Source organism: Enterobacter sp. PL_is514 (genome assembly GCF_055816715.1).
Genome location: NZ_JBVPGN010000036.1, coordinates 246,185 through 264,178, shown reverse-complemented (window position 1 = coordinate 264,178; position 17,994 = coordinate 246,185). Strand labels below are relative to the sequence as shown.

The following is a 17,994-nucleotide window of genomic DNA, read 5'->3' as shown; positions in this document are numbered from 1 at the left end:
AAAAAGCCCCGGTAAGCGATGCACTCCCGGGGCAAGAAGGGTTACTGTTGCGCGAGCTGATTACGGCGATACTCTCCCTGACGCTCCAGCATCCAGCCAGGATATTCCCGCGGCAGCGCGCTGACCGCATCCAGCTGTTTAAGCTCGTCTTCGCTGAGAAGGATACCGGTGGCGGCAATGTTGTCGTCCAGCTGTTCAACGCGTTTCGCGCCAATGATGACGCTGGTCACCGCTTTTTGATGTAGCAGCCACGCCAGCGCGATTTGCGCGACGGAGACGCCCTTGCTTTCGGCGATAGTCCGCATTACGTCCACGCAGTCGAAGGCGCGATCTTTATTCACCGGCGGGAAGTCAAACTCCAGACGACGACCACCGGCTTCACTCTGCCCGTCGCGGCCATATTTTCCGCTCAGCAGACCGCCCGCCAGCGGGCTCCAGACCATCAGCCCGACGCCTTCGCTCTGCATCATTGGCACCAGCTCACGCTCAAGATCGCGTCCGGCGATGGTGTAATACGCCTGGAGTGATGCGAACCGCGCCAGCCCGAGACGCTCGGAAATGCCCAGCGCTTTGGCAATCTGCCACGCCGCCCAGTTCGAGACGCCGATATAGCGCACGTGGCCGTGCTGCACCAGGTTATCCAGCGCATACAGCGTCTCCTCAATCGGCGTGGCCGGGTCGAAACCGTGAAGCTGATAGAGATCGATATGATCGAGCTGCAGGCGGCGCAGGCTCTCCTTCACGCTGCTGATGATGTGATACCGCGAGCTGCCGCGCGAGTTCACCCCGGCGGTACCCGTTTCGCCGAACACCTTGGTGGCAACCACCACGTTCTCGCGCGGGACGTTGAGGTTTTTCAGCGCCTGCCCGAGGATCGTCTCCGAGCGCCCTTCCGAATAGACGTCAGCGGTATCGATGAAGTTAATGCCCGCATCCAGCGCGCGGCCCACCAGCTGCTCGGCTTCGTTTTGCTTAAGCTGGCCAATCTTGCCCCACATGCCGTCTTCACCACCGAAGGTCATGGTGCCGAGGCACAGTTCAGAAACAAACAGTCCGGTGTTGCCCAGTTTTTGATAACGCATAAGATAATCCTCGCATGTCGTTTAAGGGGTACCCGATAGTTATACCCGCCCCTCAGCGATCGCGAATGTGGCGTTCCTGTCCGATTCTTGCCCAATCCTCTGAATATTTATCCGCGCGGGGCGTCGCCAAAGACGCTGTAGTCCGGTAATTGCACCTGCTGATACGGCTCCCAGCCGCCGCCGAGCGCCTTGTAGAGCGCCACCAGATCGAGCGCGCTCTGCACCTGCGCCTGCGCGCGCTGCTGCTGGGCCTGCGCCAGCTGTCGCTGGGCGTCCAGCACGTCGATAAAGCTGGCGATCCCCTGGCGGTAGCTGTCGCTTGCCAGGTCAAACGCGTTTTGCAGCGCATCGATCGTTTTCGCCAGCCCCGCTTCACGCTGCTGGTCGGTGCGATAACTCACCAGCGCATTTTCGACATCGCCAAGCGCGGTGAGCACCGTCTGACGATAGTCCAGCACCGCCGCCCCCTGCTGCGCGCGCGCCACCTTCACGCTGGAAACCAGTCGACCGCCCTGGAAGATGGGAATGGAGACCTGCGGGCCAAAGCTGTAGAAGTGGCTGCTCCAGTCGGTCAGCCAGTTGGTTTCGCTGTTGCGCAGGCCAAACTGCCCGGAGAGGGTAAAGCTCGGGAACAGCTGCGCCACCGAGACGCCGATTTGCGCCGTGGCGGCATGAAGGTTCGCCTCCGCTTCGCGCACGTCCGGACGGCGTCGCGCCAGCGTCGACGGAATGCCCGTTTGCACAATATCCGGCAGCGCAGGCATCGGCTGCACGCTCTGCAGTTCCGCATCCAGCGCCCCCGGCGGTTTGCCGAGCAGGATCGCCAGGCCGTTCATCGCCTGCCGCTCCTGCGCCTGATATTGCGGAAGCTGTGCTTCAAGGTTGCCTAACTGCGCCCGGGCGTTTTCCACATCCATCTGCGGCGACAGCCCGCCCCGCTGGCGACTTTCGGTCAGATCCAGCGTCTGCTGCGCGCTTTTAATCTGGGTGTTCAGCGTGGCGATAATGCTCTGCGCCCCGCGCAGCTGGAGCCACGCGCGCGCCACTTCCGCCTCCAGCGACACCAGCGCGTCGTTACGCTGCTCGATAGCCGCTTTCTGCTGCGCTTCGGCGGCTTCCACCTGACGACGCACCTTGCCCCACAGGTCGATTTCCCACTGGGCGTCGAAGCTGCCCTGGTAGAGGTTGATCGGCTGCGTCAGCGGTCCCAGCGCGCCCTTGAGAGCGGGATCGATACTATCCACCTGGTCATATACGCCGTGGGATTTCAGCTCCCCTTCCAGCCCGAGCTGCTGGCGCGTCGCCTGCAGATTGCCGTTCACCGACGGATAAAACGCCCCGCCCGCCTGGTTAATCTGTTCACGCGCGCCGGCGATGCGCAGCACCGTTTGCTGCAGCGTCAGGTTTCCGGCGATGGCGCGCTCAACCAGGCTGTCGAGCTGCGGCGAGCCGAAGGTCTTCCACCAGCGCGGGTTGGTCGCGGCGGAGGTGGTTTGCGACTTCACCGAGCCGTCGCCTTTATCGTTCCAGTGCGTGACGGCAGGTGACGCGGGCTGCTGGTAGTCCGGCCCGACGGCGCAGCCTGCCAGCAGCATCATTATCATCAGGGGGTGTAAACGTCTGTGTATCATCAATGTGCTCCTGCACTCCCCTCGCTCTTAACCGGCGAGAGCAACAAACAAAACGGAATCAATAGCAAGGCCACGGCGCTCAGGATGGTGAAGACGTCGATGTAGGCCAGGAAGCGCGACTGCTCAATCATCGTCTGGTACATACGTCCGGTGGCGATGCCGGTGGGATCGCCCACCTGGGTGGTGAAGTTCTGGATCGCCTGCGCGCTTTCGCGTATCGCCTGCTGAAACTGCTCGTTAAACGGCGAGGCGTGGTACGCAAGGTGCGCGCTGTGCGCCTGCGAGCGCTCGGTAATCGCCGCCGTCGACAGCGAGATCCCGACCGAGCCCGCCACGTTGCGGAACATGGTGAACAGCGCCGCCGCATCGGCGTTCAGCCGCCTTGGTATCGAGATAAAGGCAATGGTAGTCAGCGGCACAAACAGGAACCCCAGCCCCAGCGACTGGGCGCTGCGGAACAATACCAGGGTTTCGAAGTCGATATCCGGGGTCAGCGTGCGCGACCAGAAGAACGACACCGCCAGGCAGGTAAAGCCAAAGGCGATAATCCAGCGCGTCTGCACCACCGGCATCAGCTTCAGCACCAGCGGAATGGTCAGCACAATCAGCACCGCTCCGGGCGACAGCACCAGCCCGGACCAGGTGGCGGTATAGCCCAGGTCCTGCTGCGCCAGCTGCGGGATCACCACCGAGCTGCCGTACAAAATCATCGCCATTCCCGCCATCAGCAGGCTGGAGATGGCAAAGTTGCGGTCCTTCATGCAGTGCAGATCCACCACCGGTTTTCTGGCATACATCAGCCAGTAAATCGCACCAATGATGCCGATCAGCGTTAATACCGCGAAAGTGCGGGTAAAGTTCGAGTTAAACCAGTCTTCGTCTTCTCCCCGGTCGAGCATCACCTGCAGACAGCCCAGCCCCAGGGCGATCAGGCCGATCCCCGTCCAGTCGATGGTCAGCTTCTCTTTAGACTTGCTCTCCCACGGCGGATCTTCCAGCAGTTGGTAGATCGCCAGCACCGTGACAATCCCCACCGGGATGTTGATAAAGAACACCCAGCGCCACGAGTAATTGTCGGTGATCCAGCCTCCCAGCGTCGGGCCGAGGACCGGCGCAACGATAATCGCGATGGACGAGAGCCCGAAGGCTTTGCCCCTGTCCTCCGGCTTGAAGTAGTCGAGCAGCACCGACTGCTGCGTCGGCTGCAGCCCGCCGCCAAAGAAACCCTGCATCACGCGGAACAGGATGATTTGCCACAGCTCGGTGGCGATCCCGCACAGGAACGAGCAGACGGTGAACATGACGATGCAGATCAGGAAGAACTGCTTGCGGCCGAAGACGCGGCTCAGAAACGCCGAGATGGGCAGCACGATGCCGTTCGCGACCAGGTAGCTGGTTAACACCCAGGTGGATTCGTCATAGCTGGACGAGAGCGAACCCGCCACGTGGGGCAGCGCCACGTTGACGATAGTGGTGTCGAGGATCTCCATAAACACCGCCAGGGTGACGACAATCGCCACCGCCCACGGATTGCTGGCGGGCTTCCAGCTGTCGTGGCTGTGATCCGTCATTCCACCGTCACCTTCGGCGCAACCGACAGCCCCAGCGGCAGCGGTCTGTTCGGATCGAGCCCCTTATCAATCACGATTTTGACCGGCACGCGCTGCACAATTTTGACGAAGTTACCGGTTGCATTTTCAGCCGGGAAGGCGGAGAAGCGCGAGCCGCTGCCCTGCTGGATGCTGTCAACGTGGCCCTCGAGCGCCATATCCGGCCACGCGTCGACGGACACGGTGACCTTATCGCCGGGCTTCATGCGCTCAAGCTGGGACTCTTTGAAGTTCGCCACCACCCACACGTTTGGCGAAACCAGGGAGAACAGCGCCGTTCCCGCCTGCACCAGGGTTCCGGGCTGTACGTTGCGTTTGGTGACAACGCCGTCGAACGGGGCGCGGACTTCGGTGTAAGAGAGGTTCAGATTGGCCGTTTCCAGCTGCGCTTTCGCCTGATCGACCTGACGCTCGCGCGCTTCAACGTTGGTTTCCTGCTGGCGGATTTGCAGCTGTACCTGCTCTGCCACCTCCAACTGCGCCTGGGCGCTGGCCAGCTCCGCCTGCGCGCTGCGCAGCTGAGCGTTCGCGGAATCAATGCTTTGCTGGGTGGTTGCCCGTGGGTCGACACCGCGCTGGCGACGGTACTCCGCCTGCGCGTTCGCCAGATCGGCCTGCGCTTTCAGCACCTGCGCTTTGGCTTCGTCACGCTGGGCGGGATACTGCACTTTTGAGAGCGCCAGCTGTGCCTGAGCCTGATGCAGCTGCGCGATAGCCAGCCCAAGCTGGGCCTGGGCCTGATCGCGCTGCGCGGTGGTATCACGCGGATCGATGACCACCAGCAGATCGCCCTTTTTCACGCGCTGGTTATCACGCACGCGCAGCTCGGTGACGTAGCCCGCCGTTTTGGGGGCAATCGTCACCACGTCGCCGTCGGTAAAGGCGTCGTCGGTCGTCTCTTCGTTACGGGTTAAAAACCACCAGACCAGCGCCACGACGACCATCACCACCACGACAATGCCGAGGATAATTAACGGTTTTTTGCCCGGGCGCTTACGCGCATTATTGTTTTTGTCCTGCTCGTCAGCAGGCGGGTTTTGATCTTCAGCCATAGGTCAGCAACGGTCCTGTCAGTGAGCGGCATCACACTATGCCGTTCACTAAAGCTAGGACGTTGCTATACGTTTGCCAGGAAAAACTGACAAATTGCGCACTATATGAGAAGGAATAGTCCGAAACCGATCGCCGCGGCCCAAACCAGCATCGGAATAGACCAGACGTGGAAACGCCACCAGATACGACGGTCGTTGGCCATACGCAGAGCAATCAGGTTTGCCAGCGAACCGGGCAGCAGGCCAAACCCGCCAATGTTAACGGCCCAGGCCAGGAGCGTATCCGGCGGGACATAGTTGAGCAGCAGAATGGTGGACGGCACGTTGCTGATAAACTGCGACAGGCCAATCGCCGTTAGCCACAATCCCGGCTGAGACAGCGTGCTGACGCTGTGCAGCACGTTCTGCAGCACCGGAAGCTGGATGAGAAGATGCACATCAATAAACATCGCCATAAAGACCAGCAGCAGCGTCCAGTCCACGCTGACCAGCACGCGCCGCGCCAGAACGACAAACCCTGCGGCAACGAGCAGGACACCCGCCAGCTCAACCTTCAGCTCCAGCGCAAACAGAAAGACAATGTATAACCCGAGACAGCTCCACACCAGACGCGGCTGCCACTGCGGGCCCGTGGTGCCGCTGTGGTACTGCAGTTTTTTATCCGGGAAGGCAAACCAGCAGACCGCCAGCAGGGAAAGCATCATCACCAGCGCCAGCGGGGCCATCTGCCAGGTAAAGGCGGCGAACGACAGACCGGAACGGCCCCAGAGCAGGATATTCTGTGGGTTCCCGATAGGCGTCAACAGAGAACCGGCGTTAACGGCGAGCGCTTCAAAGATGATCAGCCGGCTGACCGGAATTTCACAGAGCTTACGCAGCGTAAGCGTGAGGGGCACGATGATAAACAGCGCCACATCGTTGGTCAGAAACGTCGACAGCACCGCGGCGGAGAACACCATAAACAGGGACAGCCTGCGTTCGGTGGCAAACCGGCGCACCATTTTACGTCCCAGAACGTCAAAATAGCCGCTCAGCTCGACCCCTTTGGTGAGCATCATCAGGCCGCTCAGGGTAATGATGGTGCGCCAGTCAATCGCGGCGGGCCAGGCATGTGGGGCAAACGGCACAAAGAGGCTTAACGCTGCGCCAATGAGTAATAACAGATGGAAAAAACGATCGCGTGCCAGAGCCTGCAGTCCAGGGATTTTCATTCAGCGGAGGGACCATATTTAAGCGTAAATTCACGAAATTTCACCAGCGTCTCTTCGCTAACGTGGTGTTCCATTCCTTCCGCATCCCGGCGGGCGATCTCCGGGCTGACGCCCAGCACCAGTAAAAAATTCTCGACAAGCTGATGGCGCTCGCGGCTCTCCTGCGCGAGTTTCTCCCCCTCCGGCGTCAGAAAAACACCGCGCCAGGGGATCATTTCAATTAAGCCCACGGAGGCCAGGCGTTTTAACATTTTAGCGACAGTTGGCTGTGAAACCCCCAGCCTGGCGGCCATATCGACCTGGCGCGCTTCACCAACCTCACGGATCAGATCGGAAATGAGTTCAACATAATCATCAATCAGTTCACGCCGGTGCGCTTCACGGACCTGGCGAAAACCTTCGACATGTTCTTCAACATTCACCAGTTGCGTCGTTTTCCTCATTGTCGGATGACCTGCGCGACGGTTCATTGTACTTCCTCAGTGGGGTGACGCTTCCAGCGCCCGGTTTCGAGAGCGCACATTGTAAACCATAGCTCCGCAAGCACAAAAAATTAACGAAATAGCCATAGCTATACAATATAGCCTGTGCTATATCTGTATGTAATGCAGTCACCCTTCACGGATCGAAGGGATCAAAACTCAGGAGGTCTTATGAACGAATTCAAGAGGTGCATGACCGTGTTTACCCACTCTCCTTTTAAAGTGCGCTTAATGCTGTTGAACATGCTGTGCGATATGTTTAACAACAAACCGCATCAGGACGACAAATCTTCCCACTAAGCGGCGTTGCGGTACGCCGCTTCATTTTCCCGTCACAATCTCGCTCTAAACTGGCTTCCAGCCGCCTTATTCCCGATCTTTTTTACGGATTTGCAATCCCCTTCGCAAAACATCTGCTTAGCAACTGTTGATATTATTTAGCGCTCGCACTATCTTCTTGCAGCCCTGCACAATTTGCGGCTCGCTGAAGCGGACCCTCATTCCCTCTCCACGCACTGTCAGGCAGGTTATGACCCTTGACGCCAGGGTGAGCACATGGCGTTTTCATCCATGATAGTGACCTATGAATGTAACCCTGATAGATACCGTTGTGACCCGCAGCCGGGCCTTAAGCCCGTGGACGGGTTTTTACTTTTTGCAGTCATTACTGATTAACTTTGCGCTGGGTTATCCCTTTAGTCTGCTTTACGCGGTGGCGTTCACCTGCGTTCTGCATTTGCTGTGGCGATCCGCACCGCGCGTGCAAAAAGCGTTAATCGGCATCTGTTCGCTGGTTGCTGCACTCTATTTCCCGTTTGGTCAGGCTTACGGCGCGCCAAACTTTAATACCCTGCTGGCGCTGCACTCGACCAATATGGAAGAGTCAACGGAGATCCTGACGATCTTCCCGTGGTACAGCTACGTGGTCGGGATCTTTATCTTCGCGCTGGGCGTTATCGCCATACGCCGTCAGTCGGGCGAGAAAAAATCCTGGGGTAAGATCGAAATACTCTGTCTGGTGTTCAGCATTGCCGTGGCCTTTGTCGCTCCCATCCAGAATATTCCCTGGGACGGTAAGCTAAGGCTCAGCAATATCGGTTATCCGGTTTTCCGCTTCGTGAAAGACGTCGTTGTAAATAATAAAGAGGTTCTCGACGAACAGGCGCGCATGGCTGAGCTTTCCAATATGAAAGACACCTGGAACGTGCTGGCCGTTAAGCCGAAATATCACACCTATGTGGTGGTGATTGGCGAAAGCGCGCGTCGCGATGCGATGGGAGCGTTTGGCGGTCACTGGGATAACACACCGTTTGCCAGCTCAGTCAAAGGCACGCTGTTTACCGATTATGTCGCGGCCAGCGGCTCGACGCAGAAATCGCTCGGCCTGACCCTTAACCGGGTGGTGGATGGCAAACCGCAGTATCAGGATAATTTCGTCACCCTGGCAAACCGTGCGGGTTTTCAGACGTGGTGGTTCTCTAATCAGGGGCAAATTGGCGAATACGATACGGCCATCGCCAGTATCGCCAAACGCGCTGACGAAGTGCAGTTCCTGAAAAATGGCGACTTCGAAGCCGACAAAAACACCAAAGACGAAGCGCTGTTGAAAATGACGGCACAGGTCTTCGCCACCCCGCGCACCCAGCCTCAGCTGATCGTCCTGCACCTGATGGGGTCGCACCCGCAGGCCTGCGATCGGACCGGTGGGAAGTACGCGGAGTTTGTGCAGTCCAAAGAGACGTCCTGCTATCTCTACACGATGACGCAAACCGACGACCTGCTGAGCAAGCTGTACGATCAGCTACGCAATACGGGCGACAGCTTCTCCATGGTCTATTTCTCGGATCACGGGCTGGCGTTTAAAGAGCGTGGTAAAGAGGTGCAGTACCTGGCGCACGATGACAAGTTCCAGCAGAACTTCCAGGTGCCGTTTATGGTGCTGTCGAGTGACGATAAAACGCATCGCGTTATTAAAGCGCGTCGTTCGGCAAATGATTTCCTGCAGTTCTTCTCGCAGTGGACCGGGATTAAGGCTGAGCAGATAAAAAATGCTTACCCGTTTGTCTCTAACAAGAAAGCTTCCCCAGTGTACGTTACCAACTTCAAGTTACAGAAAGTTGACTACAACCATCTGGGTACGGATATTTTTGATATTAAGAATAAGTAATTGCCGTCTCGTGCGGACCGATGCCCTCACCCTGGCCCTCTCCCACGGGGAGAGGGAACAAACACTAAAAACGGCAACCTAAGGTTGCCGTTTTGCTTTTCTCTTCGACAAAAAAATCCGCCACATTGGGCGGATTTTTTATTTAATCACCGAAGTGATTAGAAGCGGTAACCAACGCCAGCGATCCAGGTGCCAACGTCAACGTTGCGGATACGGCTCTGCTCATAGGAGAAGTCCAGAGCAACGTCCTGGATTGGGTTGAACTGCAGGCCTGCGCCATAGGAGAAGCCATAGTCGCTGTTGCTTGCAGTGCGGTTCAGACCCTGGTTTTCGGTCTGCTGGAATTTACCGTAGCCAACACCTACAACACCGTAGATGCTCGCCCAGTCATTCAGACGGTAAGCCGGGCCCGCGGTGATACCGTAGTACTGGCCTTTGTTGTATGCGCCGTTTTCAGAACGATCTTTCTCGGTGTAGGTGAAAGAACCGATCACGCCCAGTGGGTTGTTATCCTGCTCGTAACGATACTTCAGGTTGAAACCGTTAGCTTTGTTCATCACGCCCTGATAGTCGCTCTGAGCGTAACCACCAGTAACAGTAGAAGTAGCAGCTACAGCGGTACCTGCGGAAACAGCCAGTACAGCGGCCAGTGCTGAAAGACATGCAATTTTTTTCATAACCACCTCAAATGTGATCCAAGTAAGTCCGTAAGTTTTAAATATATCAAAAAAATTTGCGAAACTCTTTGTGATTCGTGATGTCTAATGAAACCTTTCCTGTAACAGAACGTTTCCAGCGTCAGCTATCTCTTTCAAATCACATGCAATTTTCACTACTAAATGCGCATAGTGCGCGTCTGCGCAGTTACATTCATCCAGATTATTCCTAATCTGACAGGCGATAAATCCACCAGCGCTTAACCATTTTACGGATTTGACGTGGTTTTTTTTCAACAGCGCCTCAACCGTAGCCGCATATTTCCTTTACACTGCAACTTTTACCTCATTTGACATAAGCTGACAGGAGAAAGGATGCCTGGGTTATCCCGCACGTCGTCGGTCTGGTTGCCGGTCGCAGTCATACTCATTGCCATGTTGTCCATTCAAAGCGGTGCTTCGCTTGCAAAATCGCTTTTTCCGCTGGTCGGTGCGCCTGGGGTAACAGCCCTGCGTATCGTGCTGGGCACGGCGATACTGGTGGTTATTTTCAAACCCTGGCGTCTGCGATTCAAAAAGGAGCAGCGTTTACCGCTGCTGTTTTATGGACTCTCCCTGGGGGCAATGAACTACCTGTTCTACCTCTCGATTCAGACGATACCGCTGGGGATCGCCGTAGCGCTGGAGTTTACCGGCCCGCTGGCGGTGGCGCTTTTCTCCTCGCGACGTCCGGTCGATTTCATCTGGGTCGTGTTAGCCGTACTGGGGTTATGGTTCCTGCTGCCGCTGGGCAAGAGTGTTTCTGAGATTGATCTGACGGGCGCAGCGCTGGCGCTGGGTGCAGGCGCCTGCTGGGCCGTCTATATACTTACGGGCCAGCGTGCAGGAGAAGAGCACGGTCCGGCGACCGTCGCGTTGGGGTCACTGATCGCTGCTATCGTCTTTGTGCCCATCGGCATGGCACAGGCGACCGAATCTATCTGGCAATGGTCCGTCATGCCCATCGGGCTGGCGGTCGCGATCCTCTCTACCGCACTTCCCTATTCTCTGGAGATGATTGCCCTGACGCGTCTGCCGACGCGCATATTTGGCACCCTGATGAGTATGGAGCCTGCGCTAGCCGCCATTTCCGGGATGGTGTTTCTCGGCGAAACCCTGACATTGACCCAGACGCTGGCGCTCTGCTCGATTATCGCGGCATCAATGGGCTCGACGCTCACCATGCGCCCTGAACCTAAAGTGGAGAAAGTGGATATCCGCTAAGCCCATATATTCTGCATGGCTTCCATGCCATGCAGAATAAAGGCCAGAAAGACTGTCGTTATAATTTTTTACACACTTCGCCCTATTTTCAAAATATCCCTCTGGGTTTACATTCCCAGCCAGTAATTAAGATTGATCTGTAACAATTTTAAAATTTTAGATTACTTTCAATGAGTTAAATTCTCAACCTCCTTCTCGCTATTAAACCGATAGGCACAGCCAAACCGCAGGGAAAAAATCCGGTGCTATACTTAGTTCCGTAATTACCTGGGACATAAACATCAAGAGGATATGAGATTATGAGTACCGCTAAACTGGTGAAAACGAAAGCGTCTAATCTGCTTTATACCCGTAACGATGTATCGGACAGCGACAAAAAAGCAACCATTGAGTTGCTGAATCGCCAGGTGATCCAGTTCATCGATCTTTCGCTGATCACCAAACAGGCCCACTGGAATATGCGCGGTGCAAACTTTATTGCCGTTCATGAAATGCTGGATGGCTTCCGCACAGCACTGGTGACCCACCTCGATACGATGGCTGAACGTGCCGTTCAGCTAGGCGGCGTGGCGCTGGGTACCACGCAAGTGATCAACAGCAAAACGCCACTGAAGAGTTATCCGCTGGATATCCATACCGTTCAGGATCACCTGAAAGAGCTGGCGGACCGCTACGCGATTGTGGCAAACGATGTGCGCAAAGCGATTGGCGAAGCCAAAGACGAAGATACCGCTGACATCTTCACCGCCGCGTCCCGCGACCTGGATCAATTCCTGTGGTTTATCGAATCTAACATCGAATAATTCATACGAATTTTCTATCAAACCCTCACCCTCCGGTGAGGGTTTTGCACATCTATGGTGCACAGTTTTTGTCTGCACACCTGCAAAAGTGAACGAAATGTAATAATCACCTCACACAACCGTTAACGGAAGATTGTTTTTTCGTCATAATTTACGCTAAATATCTCCCCGTCAGTTGAGCCAAACGAAGCGCACCAAAACAGTGCTCCACTTTGGTGCAATAAAACCTCATTGCCCCATTTAATGTGCAATGTATGACATCATCCCCTTTGCAAAACAATAGCTTGTAAAGTTGGCACGATTTTTTCATTGTGCCACCTGTTCTCGCAGGGGATCGCCCCGTGGATATAAAAGGAAATGCTATGAAGTCTGTATTAAAAGTTTCACTGGCTGCACTTACCCTGGCTTTTGCGGTGTCCTCTCAGGCTGCCGACAAACTGGTTGTGGCGACCGACACGGCGTTCGTTCCGTTTGAATTCAAACAGGGTGATAAATACGTTGGTTTTGATGTGGATCTGTGGGCCGCAGTCGCAAAAGAACTCAAACTGGATTACACCCTGAAGCCGATGGACTTCAGCGGCATCATCCCGGCACTGCAAACCAAGAACGTTGATCTGGCGCTGGCTGGCATCACCATTACCGATGAACGTAAAAAAGCGATCGACTTCTCTGACGGCTACTACAAAAGCGGCCTGCTGGTGATGGTCAAAGCTGATAATAACGACGTAAAAAGCGTGAAAGATCTCGACGGCAAAGTGGTGGCAGTGAAGAGCGGCACCGGTTCGGTTGATTACGCGAAAGCAAATATCAAAACCAAAGACCTGCGTCAGTTCCCGAACATCGACAACGCGTACATGGAACTCGGCACCAACCGTGCTGATGCGGTTCTGCACGACACGCCGAACATCCTGTACTTCATCAAAACCGCGGGCAACGGCAAGTTCAAAGCGGTTGGCGAGTCTCTGGAAGCCCAGCAGTACGGTATCGCGTTCCCGAAAGGCAGCGACGACCTGCGCACGAAAGTTAACGGCGCGCTGAAAACGCTGAAAGAGAACGGCACCTATAACGAAATCTACAAAAAATGGTTCGGTACCGAGCCTAAATAATAAGACGTAACAATGACGTTCACTCGGGGGCGACCTTTCGCCCCTGCTATTTTTGAAACACGGTAACAGTAACAGGAAATTATCATGCAGTTTGACTGGAGCGCCATCTGGCCTGCCATTCCTATCTTGCTTGAAGGCGCTAAAATGACCCTGTGGATTTCGGTCCTGGGTCTGGTTGGTGGGTTGATTATCGGTCTTGTCGCCGGTTTCGCTCGCACCTACGGCGGCTGGATTGCAAACCACATCGCACTGGTTTTCATCGAAGTGATCCGCGGCACCCCAATTGTCGTACAGGTCATGTTCATCTACTTCGCCCTGCCAATGGCGTTCACCGACCTGCGCATCGATCCGTTCAGCGCAGCCGTCGTCACCATTATGATCAACTCAGGCGCTTACATAGCGGAAATCACCCGCGGTGCGGTGCTGTCGATTCATAAAGGTTTCAGTGAAGCCGGTCTGGCGCTAGGTCTTTCTCGTCGCGAAACGATCCGCCACGTTATTCTGCCGCTGGCGCTGCGTCGCATGCTGCCACCGCTCGGTAACCAGTGGATCATCAGCATTAAAGATACGTCGCTGTTCATTGTTATCGGCGTGGCCGAGCTGACCCGTCAGGGTCAGGAGATCATTGCTGGCAACTTCCGCGCGCTGGAAATCTGGAGTGCGGTAGCCGTTGTCTACCTGATCATTACTCTGGTTCTGAGCTTCGTTCTGCGTCGTCTTGAAAGAAGGATGAAAATCCTGTGATTGAATTTAAAAACGTTTCCAAGCACTTTGGCCCAACCCAGGTGCTGCACAATATCGATCTGAACATTAAACAGGGTGAAGTGGTGGTGATTATTGGGCCATCCGGCTCCGGTAAATCCACCCTGCTGCGCTGCATCAACAAGCTGGAAGAGATCACCAGCGGCGATCTTATCGTCGACGGTCTGAAGGTGAACGACCCGAAAGTGGACGACCGTCTGATTCGTCAGGAAGCGGGCATGGTGTTCCAGCAGTTCTACCTGTTCCCTCACCTGACGGCGCTGGAAAACGTGATGTTTGGCCCCCTGCGCGTGCGCGGCGCTAACAAAGCGGCAGCAGAAGCGCTGGCCAAAGATCTGCTGGCGAAAGTCGGCCTGGCTGAACGCGCGCACCACTACCCTTCTGAGCTGTCCGGTGGTCAACAGCAGCGCGTGGCGATTGCCCGCGCGCTGGCGGTCAAACCGAAAATGATGCTGTTTGATGAGCCTACGTCCGCACTCGACCCGGAGCTGCGCCACGAGGTGCTGAAGGTCATGCAGGATCTGGCAGAAGAAGGGATGACGATGGTGATCGTGACCCACGAAATCGGCTTCGCTGAAAAAGTGGCGTCCCGCCTGATCTTTATTGATAAAGGCCGTATCGCGGAAGACGGTAACCCGCAGGAATTAATTGCGAACCCGCCGAGCCCGCGTCTGCAGGAGTTCCTGCAGCACGTCTCCTGATCCATCGCTTTACGCTAAAGCCGGGCTTGCCCGGCTTTTTTACGCCAGATTGTTCCCAAAAATCCCCCTCCGCGTCCCGACTTCTATACTTATCATTTTGTTCGACATTTTCACCGGAGGACGCCGTGCCGTGGATCCTGTTGCTGTTGATTAGCCTGTTTAGTGCGCCATCGTTCGCCGTCGCGATCCCCGGCGTGACCACCGGAACAACCGCCAGCCAGCAAAATACGCCCCCTCCTGAACCCGATGTCGAACAGAAAAAAGCCGCCTACAGCGCCCTCGCCGACGTCCTTGAGAACGACACCTCCCGGCAGGAACTTATTGGTCAGCTGCGGAAAGTGGCCGCCACGCCGCCGCAGGAGCCGGTGCCTGTCATCACCCCTCCCCAGGTGGAGGAACAAAAAACGGTGCTGGAAAATATCACCGACGTGAGCCGGCACTATGGGGAAGCGCTCTCCTCGCGCTTTGCTCAGCTCTACCGCAACCTGATTGGCTCGCCGCATAAGCCGTTTAACCCACAAACGTTTACCGCCGCCGCCACGCAGTTCCTGATGCTGGCCGGCGCAGTATTTCTTTTTTACTGGCTGGTGCGCCTGTGCGCGTGGCCGCTCTACCGCAAAATGGGGCAATGGGGACGCAGAAAGAATCAGCAGAAAAGCAGCTGGCTGCACCTGCCGTTGATGATAGCCTCAGCGTTTATCATCGATTTACTGCTGCTTGCGTTGACGCTGTTTTTAGGTCAGATGTTGGCCGACAGGCTGAACGCGGACAACAAAACCATCGCCTTCCAGCAGTCGCTTTTCCTGAATGCCTTTGCCCTGATTGAGTTCTTCAAGGCGCTGCTGCGGTTACTCTTTTGCCCGCACGTACCGGCGCTGCGTCCTTTCGCCATCCGGGATGCGAGCGCGAAGTACTGGGCGCTGCGTCTGAGCGTGCTCAGCGGGCTGATTGGCTACGGTCTGCTGGTTGCCGTGCCGATCATCTCCAACCAGGTGAACGTCCAGTTCGGGGCGCTGGCAAACGTCATTATCATGATCTGCATTACCGTCTGGTCGCTGTATCTGATCTTCCACAATAAAAAAACCATTACCCAAAGCCTGCTGAATCTGGCCGATCGCTCCCTTTCGTTCTTTAGCCTGTTTATCCGCGCTTTCGCCCTGGTGTGGCACTGGCTGGCAAGCGCCTACTTCATCGTACTGTGCTTCTTCTCGCTGTTCGACCCGGGCAATAGCCTGAAATTCATGATGGGGGCGACGTTCAAAAGCCTGGCCATTATCGGTATCGCGGCGTTTGTGTCGGGGCTGCTGTCGCGCTGGATCTCGAAAACCATCACCCTGTCGCCGCAGGTACAGCGTAATTACCCGGAGCTGCAAAAACGGGTGAACGGCTGGATGTCGGTATCGCTCAAGGTGGCGCGCATTCTGACCGTCTGCGTGGCGATTATGCTGCTTCTGAATGCGTGGAGCCTGTTTGATTTCTGGAACTGGCTGCATAACGGCGCAGGCGAAAAGACCGTCGATATTTTAATTCGTATCGCCCTGATCCTGTTCTTCTCCGCGGTCGGCTGGACGCTGCTGGCGAGCCTTATCGAGAACCGCCTGGTATCGGATATTCACGGCAGGCCGCTGCCCAGCGCGCGTGCAAGAACGCTGTTAACCCTGTTCCGCAACGCGCTGGCGGTGATTATCAGCACCATCACCATCATGATTGTGCTGTCGGAAATCGGTGTAAATATCGCCCCGCTGCTGGCGGGGGCCGGTGCGCTGGGGCTGGCGATCTCCTTCGGTTCGCAAACGCTGGTGAAGGATATTATTACCGGCATTTTCATTCAGTTTGAAAACGGGATGAACACGGGCGATCTGGTGACCATCGGACCGTTAACCGGCACCGTGGAGAGGATGTCCATCCGCTCGGTGGGCGTGCGCCAGGACACCGGGGCGTACCACATCATTCCCTGGTCTTCGATCACCACCTTCGCCAACTTTGTACGCGGCATTGGTTCAGTTGTAGCGAACTACGATGTGGATCGTCACGAGGATGCCGATAAAGCGAAGCAGGCGCTGCGCGATGCGGTAGAAGAGCTGATGCAGATGGAGGATATTCGCGGGCTGGTGATTGGCGAGCCGTCATTCGCCGGCATCGTCGGGCTGACGAACACGGCGTTTACCCTGCGCGTGTCGTTCACCACCCAGCCGCTGAAGCAGTGGACGGTGCGCTTTGCGCTCGACAGCATGGTGAAAAAACACTTCGATCTGGCGAACGTGCGGATGCCGGTCCAGACCTATCAGGTACTGCCGCCGCCCGCAGCTCCGCTCCCACCGCAGGAGCCGACGCTGTAGCCTCGTTGCCGGGTGGCGGCTTCGCCTTACCCGGCCTGCGACGGAGTGCTATTTGCGACGTTTGTTATTGTCCATAAACGTCCAGGCGATAAAGCGGCTTTGCTTCTGGCCCTGCGCCATCTCTTTTTTCACCACTTTTACGGCGCCCGCTTCGGTCAGCGCGCGGTAGAGTGGCGGCAGGTTATCTCCGCGGGAAACCAGCGTTGTGAACCACTTCACCTGACGGCCAAACTGTTTGCTTTCCGCAATCATCCGCAGGATAAACGCCACTTCGCCCCCTTCACACCAGAGCTCCTGCTGCTGACCGCCGAAGTTCAGCGCGGCGTCTTCAGCCTGACCCAGATTGCGGCGCTTGCGCTCGCTGCCCGCGCGGGCCGATGCCGCCGAATCATGGAACGGCGGATTGCACATCGTGGCGTCATAGCTTTCGTTTTTGTGAATAATGCCGTTGAAGATCGACGCCGCCTCTTTCTGACGACGCAGGCGAATGGCGCGGCTCAATCCCGGGTTAGCGCTGATAATTGCCTGGGCGCTGGCAAAAGCCTCGTCACCGATTTCGCTTCCGGTAAAGCGCCAGTGGTATTCATGCGCGCCGATCAGCGGGTAAATCAGATTCGCCCCGGTGCCAATATCCAGAATGGTGGCCTGCGGTGGAACAACGCCCTCATTGCCCTCGGCAAGAAGATCGGCAAGGTGATGCACGTAATCCGCGCGGCCCGGCACAGGTGGACAGAGAAAGCCTTCCGGAATATCCCAGTGAGCCACACCGTAAAAATGCGCCAGTAGGGCTTTGTTCAACATTTTAACCGCCTGCGGGTCAGCAAAGTTGACCGAGGGCTCTCCCGCTGGGGTCTGAACCAGGTAGTCCCGCAGCGGCGGGCAGCTCAGGCATAACGCATTCATGTCGTAGCGGCTGCGGTGGCGATTTCGCGGGTGCAATCCCGGCTTTTGGGCAGTCATGGCATTCTCCTTTAAACAGCGGCGTAAGATACCCTTTGCTGGCCCAACGGTAAATCTTTCTCTGCGTCGCGCAAAAAACCGTCGTAAATCAAACACCTTTATGTCTATGATCTGTCAGCGAATTGCCAATTTATATCGTTCAAAAAATAAGCAGATCATCATCAAATAT

At 56.2% G+C, this 17,994-nt stretch carries 16 protein-coding genes; 8 read left to right on the top strand and 8 right to left on the bottom strand.

What is annotated here, in order from left to right:
• Positions 1-41 precede the first annotated feature (41 nt).
• The 6 genes from AC0TNG_RS21595 to mntR all read right to left on the bottom strand — a co-directional run bounded on the left by AC0TNG_RS21595 (position 42) and on the right by mntR (position 7,056).
• A complete protein-coding gene (locus tag AC0TNG_RS21595) occupies positions 42-1,082 on the bottom strand; it encodes an aldo/keto reductase (RefSeq protein ID WP_032649388.1) in 1,041 nt (346 codons plus the stop codon).
• A 107-nt stretch (positions 1,083-1,189) separates the two neighbouring features.
• On the bottom strand, positions 1,190-2,713 hold the full coding sequence (locus tag AC0TNG_RS21590) for an efflux transporter outer membrane subunit (RefSeq protein ID WP_407859619.1): 1,524 nt from the start codon (positions 2,711-2,713) through the stop codon (positions 1,190-1,192).
• A complete protein-coding gene (locus tag AC0TNG_RS21585) occupies positions 2,713-4,284 on the bottom strand; it encodes a DHA2 family efflux MFS transporter permease subunit (protein ID WP_032649392.1) in 1,572 nt (523 codons plus the stop codon). The genes AC0TNG_RS21590 and AC0TNG_RS21585 overlap by 1 nt, the downstream gene beginning before the upstream one ends.
• Positions 4,281-5,375, bottom strand: a complete 1,095-nt coding sequence (locus AC0TNG_RS21580) for an HlyD family secretion protein (RefSeq protein ID WP_473713084.1) — start codon at positions 5,373-5,375, stop codon at positions 4,281-4,283. The genes AC0TNG_RS21585 and AC0TNG_RS21580 overlap by 4 nt, the downstream gene beginning before the upstream one ends.
• Before the next feature lie 101 nt (positions 5,376-5,476).
• The gene (locus tag AC0TNG_RS21575; protein WP_473713083.1) at positions 5,477-6,586 is read right to left on the bottom strand and encodes an anion transporter; all 1,110 of its coding nucleotides are present in this window, start codon (positions 6,584-6,586) and stop codon (positions 5,477-5,479) included.
• The gene (gene mntR, locus AC0TNG_RS21570; protein ID WP_023310887.1) at positions 6,583-7,056 is read right to left on the bottom strand and encodes a manganese-binding transcriptional regulator MntR; all 474 of its coding nucleotides are present in this window, start codon (positions 7,054-7,056) and stop codon (positions 6,583-6,585) included. The genes AC0TNG_RS21575 and mntR overlap by 4 nt, the downstream gene beginning before the upstream one ends.
• Positions 7,057-7,239: 183 nt before the next feature.
• On the opposite strand from mntR, the gene mntS reads away from it, so the two are divergent.
• Together mntS and AC0TNG_RS21560 are read left to right on the top strand one after the other, a co-directional pair.
• Complete coding sequence (mntS, locus tag AC0TNG_RS21565; RefSeq protein ID WP_032645368.1) at positions 7,240-7,368, top strand: manganase accumulation protein MntS; 129 nt, start codon at positions 7,240-7,242, stop codon at positions 7,366-7,368.
• Positions 7,369-7,651: 283 nt separating this feature from the next.
• Complete coding sequence (locus tag AC0TNG_RS21560; RefSeq protein ID WP_024908708.1) at positions 7,652-9,235, top strand: phosphoethanolamine transferase; 1,584 nt, start codon at positions 7,652-7,654, stop codon at positions 9,233-9,235.
• A 158-nt stretch (positions 9,236-9,393) separates the two neighbouring features.
• Here the strand turns inward: AC0TNG_RS21560 and ompX are convergent, their stop codons facing one another.
• Positions 9,394-9,912 carry an outer membrane protein OmpX gene (gene ompX / locus AC0TNG_RS21555; RefSeq protein ID WP_024908709.1) on the bottom strand — a complete coding sequence of 173 codons (519 nt, stop codon included), beginning with the start codon at positions 9,910-9,912 and terminating at the stop codon, positions 9,394-9,396.
• Between the two features lie 354 nt (positions 9,913-10,266).
• On the opposite strand from ompX, the gene rhtA reads away from it, so the two are divergent.
• The 6 genes from rhtA to ybiO all read left to right on the top strand — a co-directional run bounded on the left by rhtA (position 10,267) and on the right by ybiO (position 16,865).
• A complete protein-coding gene (rhtA, locus tag AC0TNG_RS21550) occupies positions 10,267-11,154 on the top strand; it encodes a threonine/homoserine exporter RhtA (protein ID WP_024908710.1) in 888 nt (295 codons plus the stop codon).
• Between the two features lie 299 nt (positions 11,155-11,453).
• Complete coding sequence (gene dps / locus AC0TNG_RS21545) at positions 11,454-11,957, top strand: DNA starvation/stationary phase protection protein Dps (protein WP_010428924.1); 504 nt, start codon at positions 11,454-11,456, stop codon at positions 11,955-11,957.
• A gap of 362 nt (positions 11,958-12,319) precedes the next feature.
• Positions 12,320-13,063 (top strand): glutamine ABC transporter substrate-binding protein GlnH, encoded by a 744-nt coding sequence (gene glnH / locus AC0TNG_RS21540; protein WP_023310880.1) that lies wholly within the window; start codon positions 12,320-12,322, stop codon positions 13,061-13,063.
• Between the two features lie 84 nt (positions 13,064-13,147).
• Complete coding sequence (glnP, locus tag AC0TNG_RS21535; RefSeq protein WP_014169254.1) at positions 13,148-13,807, top strand: glutamine ABC transporter permease GlnP; 660 nt, start codon at positions 13,148-13,150, stop codon at positions 13,805-13,807.
• Positions 13,804-14,526, top strand: a complete 723-nt coding sequence (gene glnQ, locus AC0TNG_RS21530; protein ID WP_048991512.1) for a glutamine ABC transporter ATP-binding protein GlnQ — start codon at positions 13,804-13,806, stop codon at positions 14,524-14,526. The genes glnP and glnQ overlap by 4 nt, the downstream gene beginning before the upstream one ends.
• A gap of 125 nt (positions 14,527-14,651) precedes the next feature.
• On the top strand, positions 14,652-16,865 hold the full coding sequence (ybiO, locus tag AC0TNG_RS21525; RefSeq protein ID WP_473713082.1) for a mechanosensitive channel protein: 2,214 nt from the start codon (positions 14,652-14,654) through the stop codon (positions 16,863-16,865).
• A gap of 48 nt (positions 16,866-16,913) precedes the next feature.
• Here ybiO and rlmF read toward each other — a convergent pair whose 3' ends face one another.
• Positions 16,914-17,825: a 23S rRNA (adenine(1618)-N(6))-methyltransferase RlmF gene (rlmF, locus tag AC0TNG_RS21520; protein WP_061715708.1), complete on the bottom strand. Its 912-nt coding sequence runs from the start codon at positions 17,823-17,825 to the stop codon at positions 16,914-16,916.
• Positions 17,826-17,994: the final 169 nt, after the last annotated feature.

Bases quoted from the DNA above. Each gene is read 5' to 3' on its own strand.
- AC0TNG_RS21595 (WP_032649388.1), bottom strand. From the start codon at position 1,082: ATGCGTTATCAAAAACTGGGCAACACCGGACTGTTTGTTTCTGAACTG.
- AC0TNG_RS21590 (WP_407859619.1), bottom strand. From the start codon at position 2,713: ATGATACACAGACGTTTACACCCCCTGATGATAATGATGCTGCTGGCA.
- AC0TNG_RS21585 (WP_032649392.1), bottom strand. From the start codon at position 4,284: ATGACGGATCACAGCCACGACAGCTGGAAGCCCGCCAGCAATCCGTGG.
- AC0TNG_RS21580 (WP_473713084.1), bottom strand. From the start codon at position 5,375: ATGGCTGAAGATCAAAACCCGCCTGCTGACGAGCAGGACAAAAACAAT.
- AC0TNG_RS21575 (WP_473713083.1), bottom strand. From the start codon at position 6,586: ATGAAAATCCCTGGACTGCAGGCTCTGGCACGCGATCGTTTTTTCCAT.
- mntR (WP_023310887.1), bottom strand. From the start codon at position 7,056: ATGAACCGTCGCGCAGGTCATCCGACAATGAGGAAAACGACGCAACTG.
- mntS (WP_032645368.1), top strand. From the start codon at position 7,240: ATGAACGAATTCAAGAGGTGCATGACCGTGTTTACCCACTCTCCTTTT.
- AC0TNG_RS21560 (WP_024908708.1), top strand. From the start codon at position 7,652: ATGAATGTAACCCTGATAGATACCGTTGTGACCCGCAGCCGGGCCTTA.
- ompX (WP_024908709.1), bottom strand. From the start codon at position 9,912: ATGAAAAAAATTGCATGTCTTTCAGCACTGGCCGCTGTACTGGCTGTT.
- rhtA (WP_024908710.1), top strand. From the start codon at position 10,267: ATGCCTGGGTTATCCCGCACGTCGTCGGTCTGGTTGCCGGTCGCAGTC.
- dps (WP_010428924.1), top strand. From the start codon at position 11,454: ATGAGTACCGCTAAACTGGTGAAAACGAAAGCGTCTAATCTGCTTTAT.
- glnH (WP_023310880.1), top strand. From the start codon at position 12,320: ATGAAGTCTGTATTAAAAGTTTCACTGGCTGCACTTACCCTGGCTTTT.
- glnP (WP_014169254.1), top strand. From the start codon at position 13,148: ATGCAGTTTGACTGGAGCGCCATCTGGCCTGCCATTCCTATCTTGCTT.
- rlmF (WP_061715708.1), bottom strand. From the start codon at position 17,825: ATGACTGCCCAAAAGCCGGGATTGCACCCGCGAAATCGCCACCGCAGC.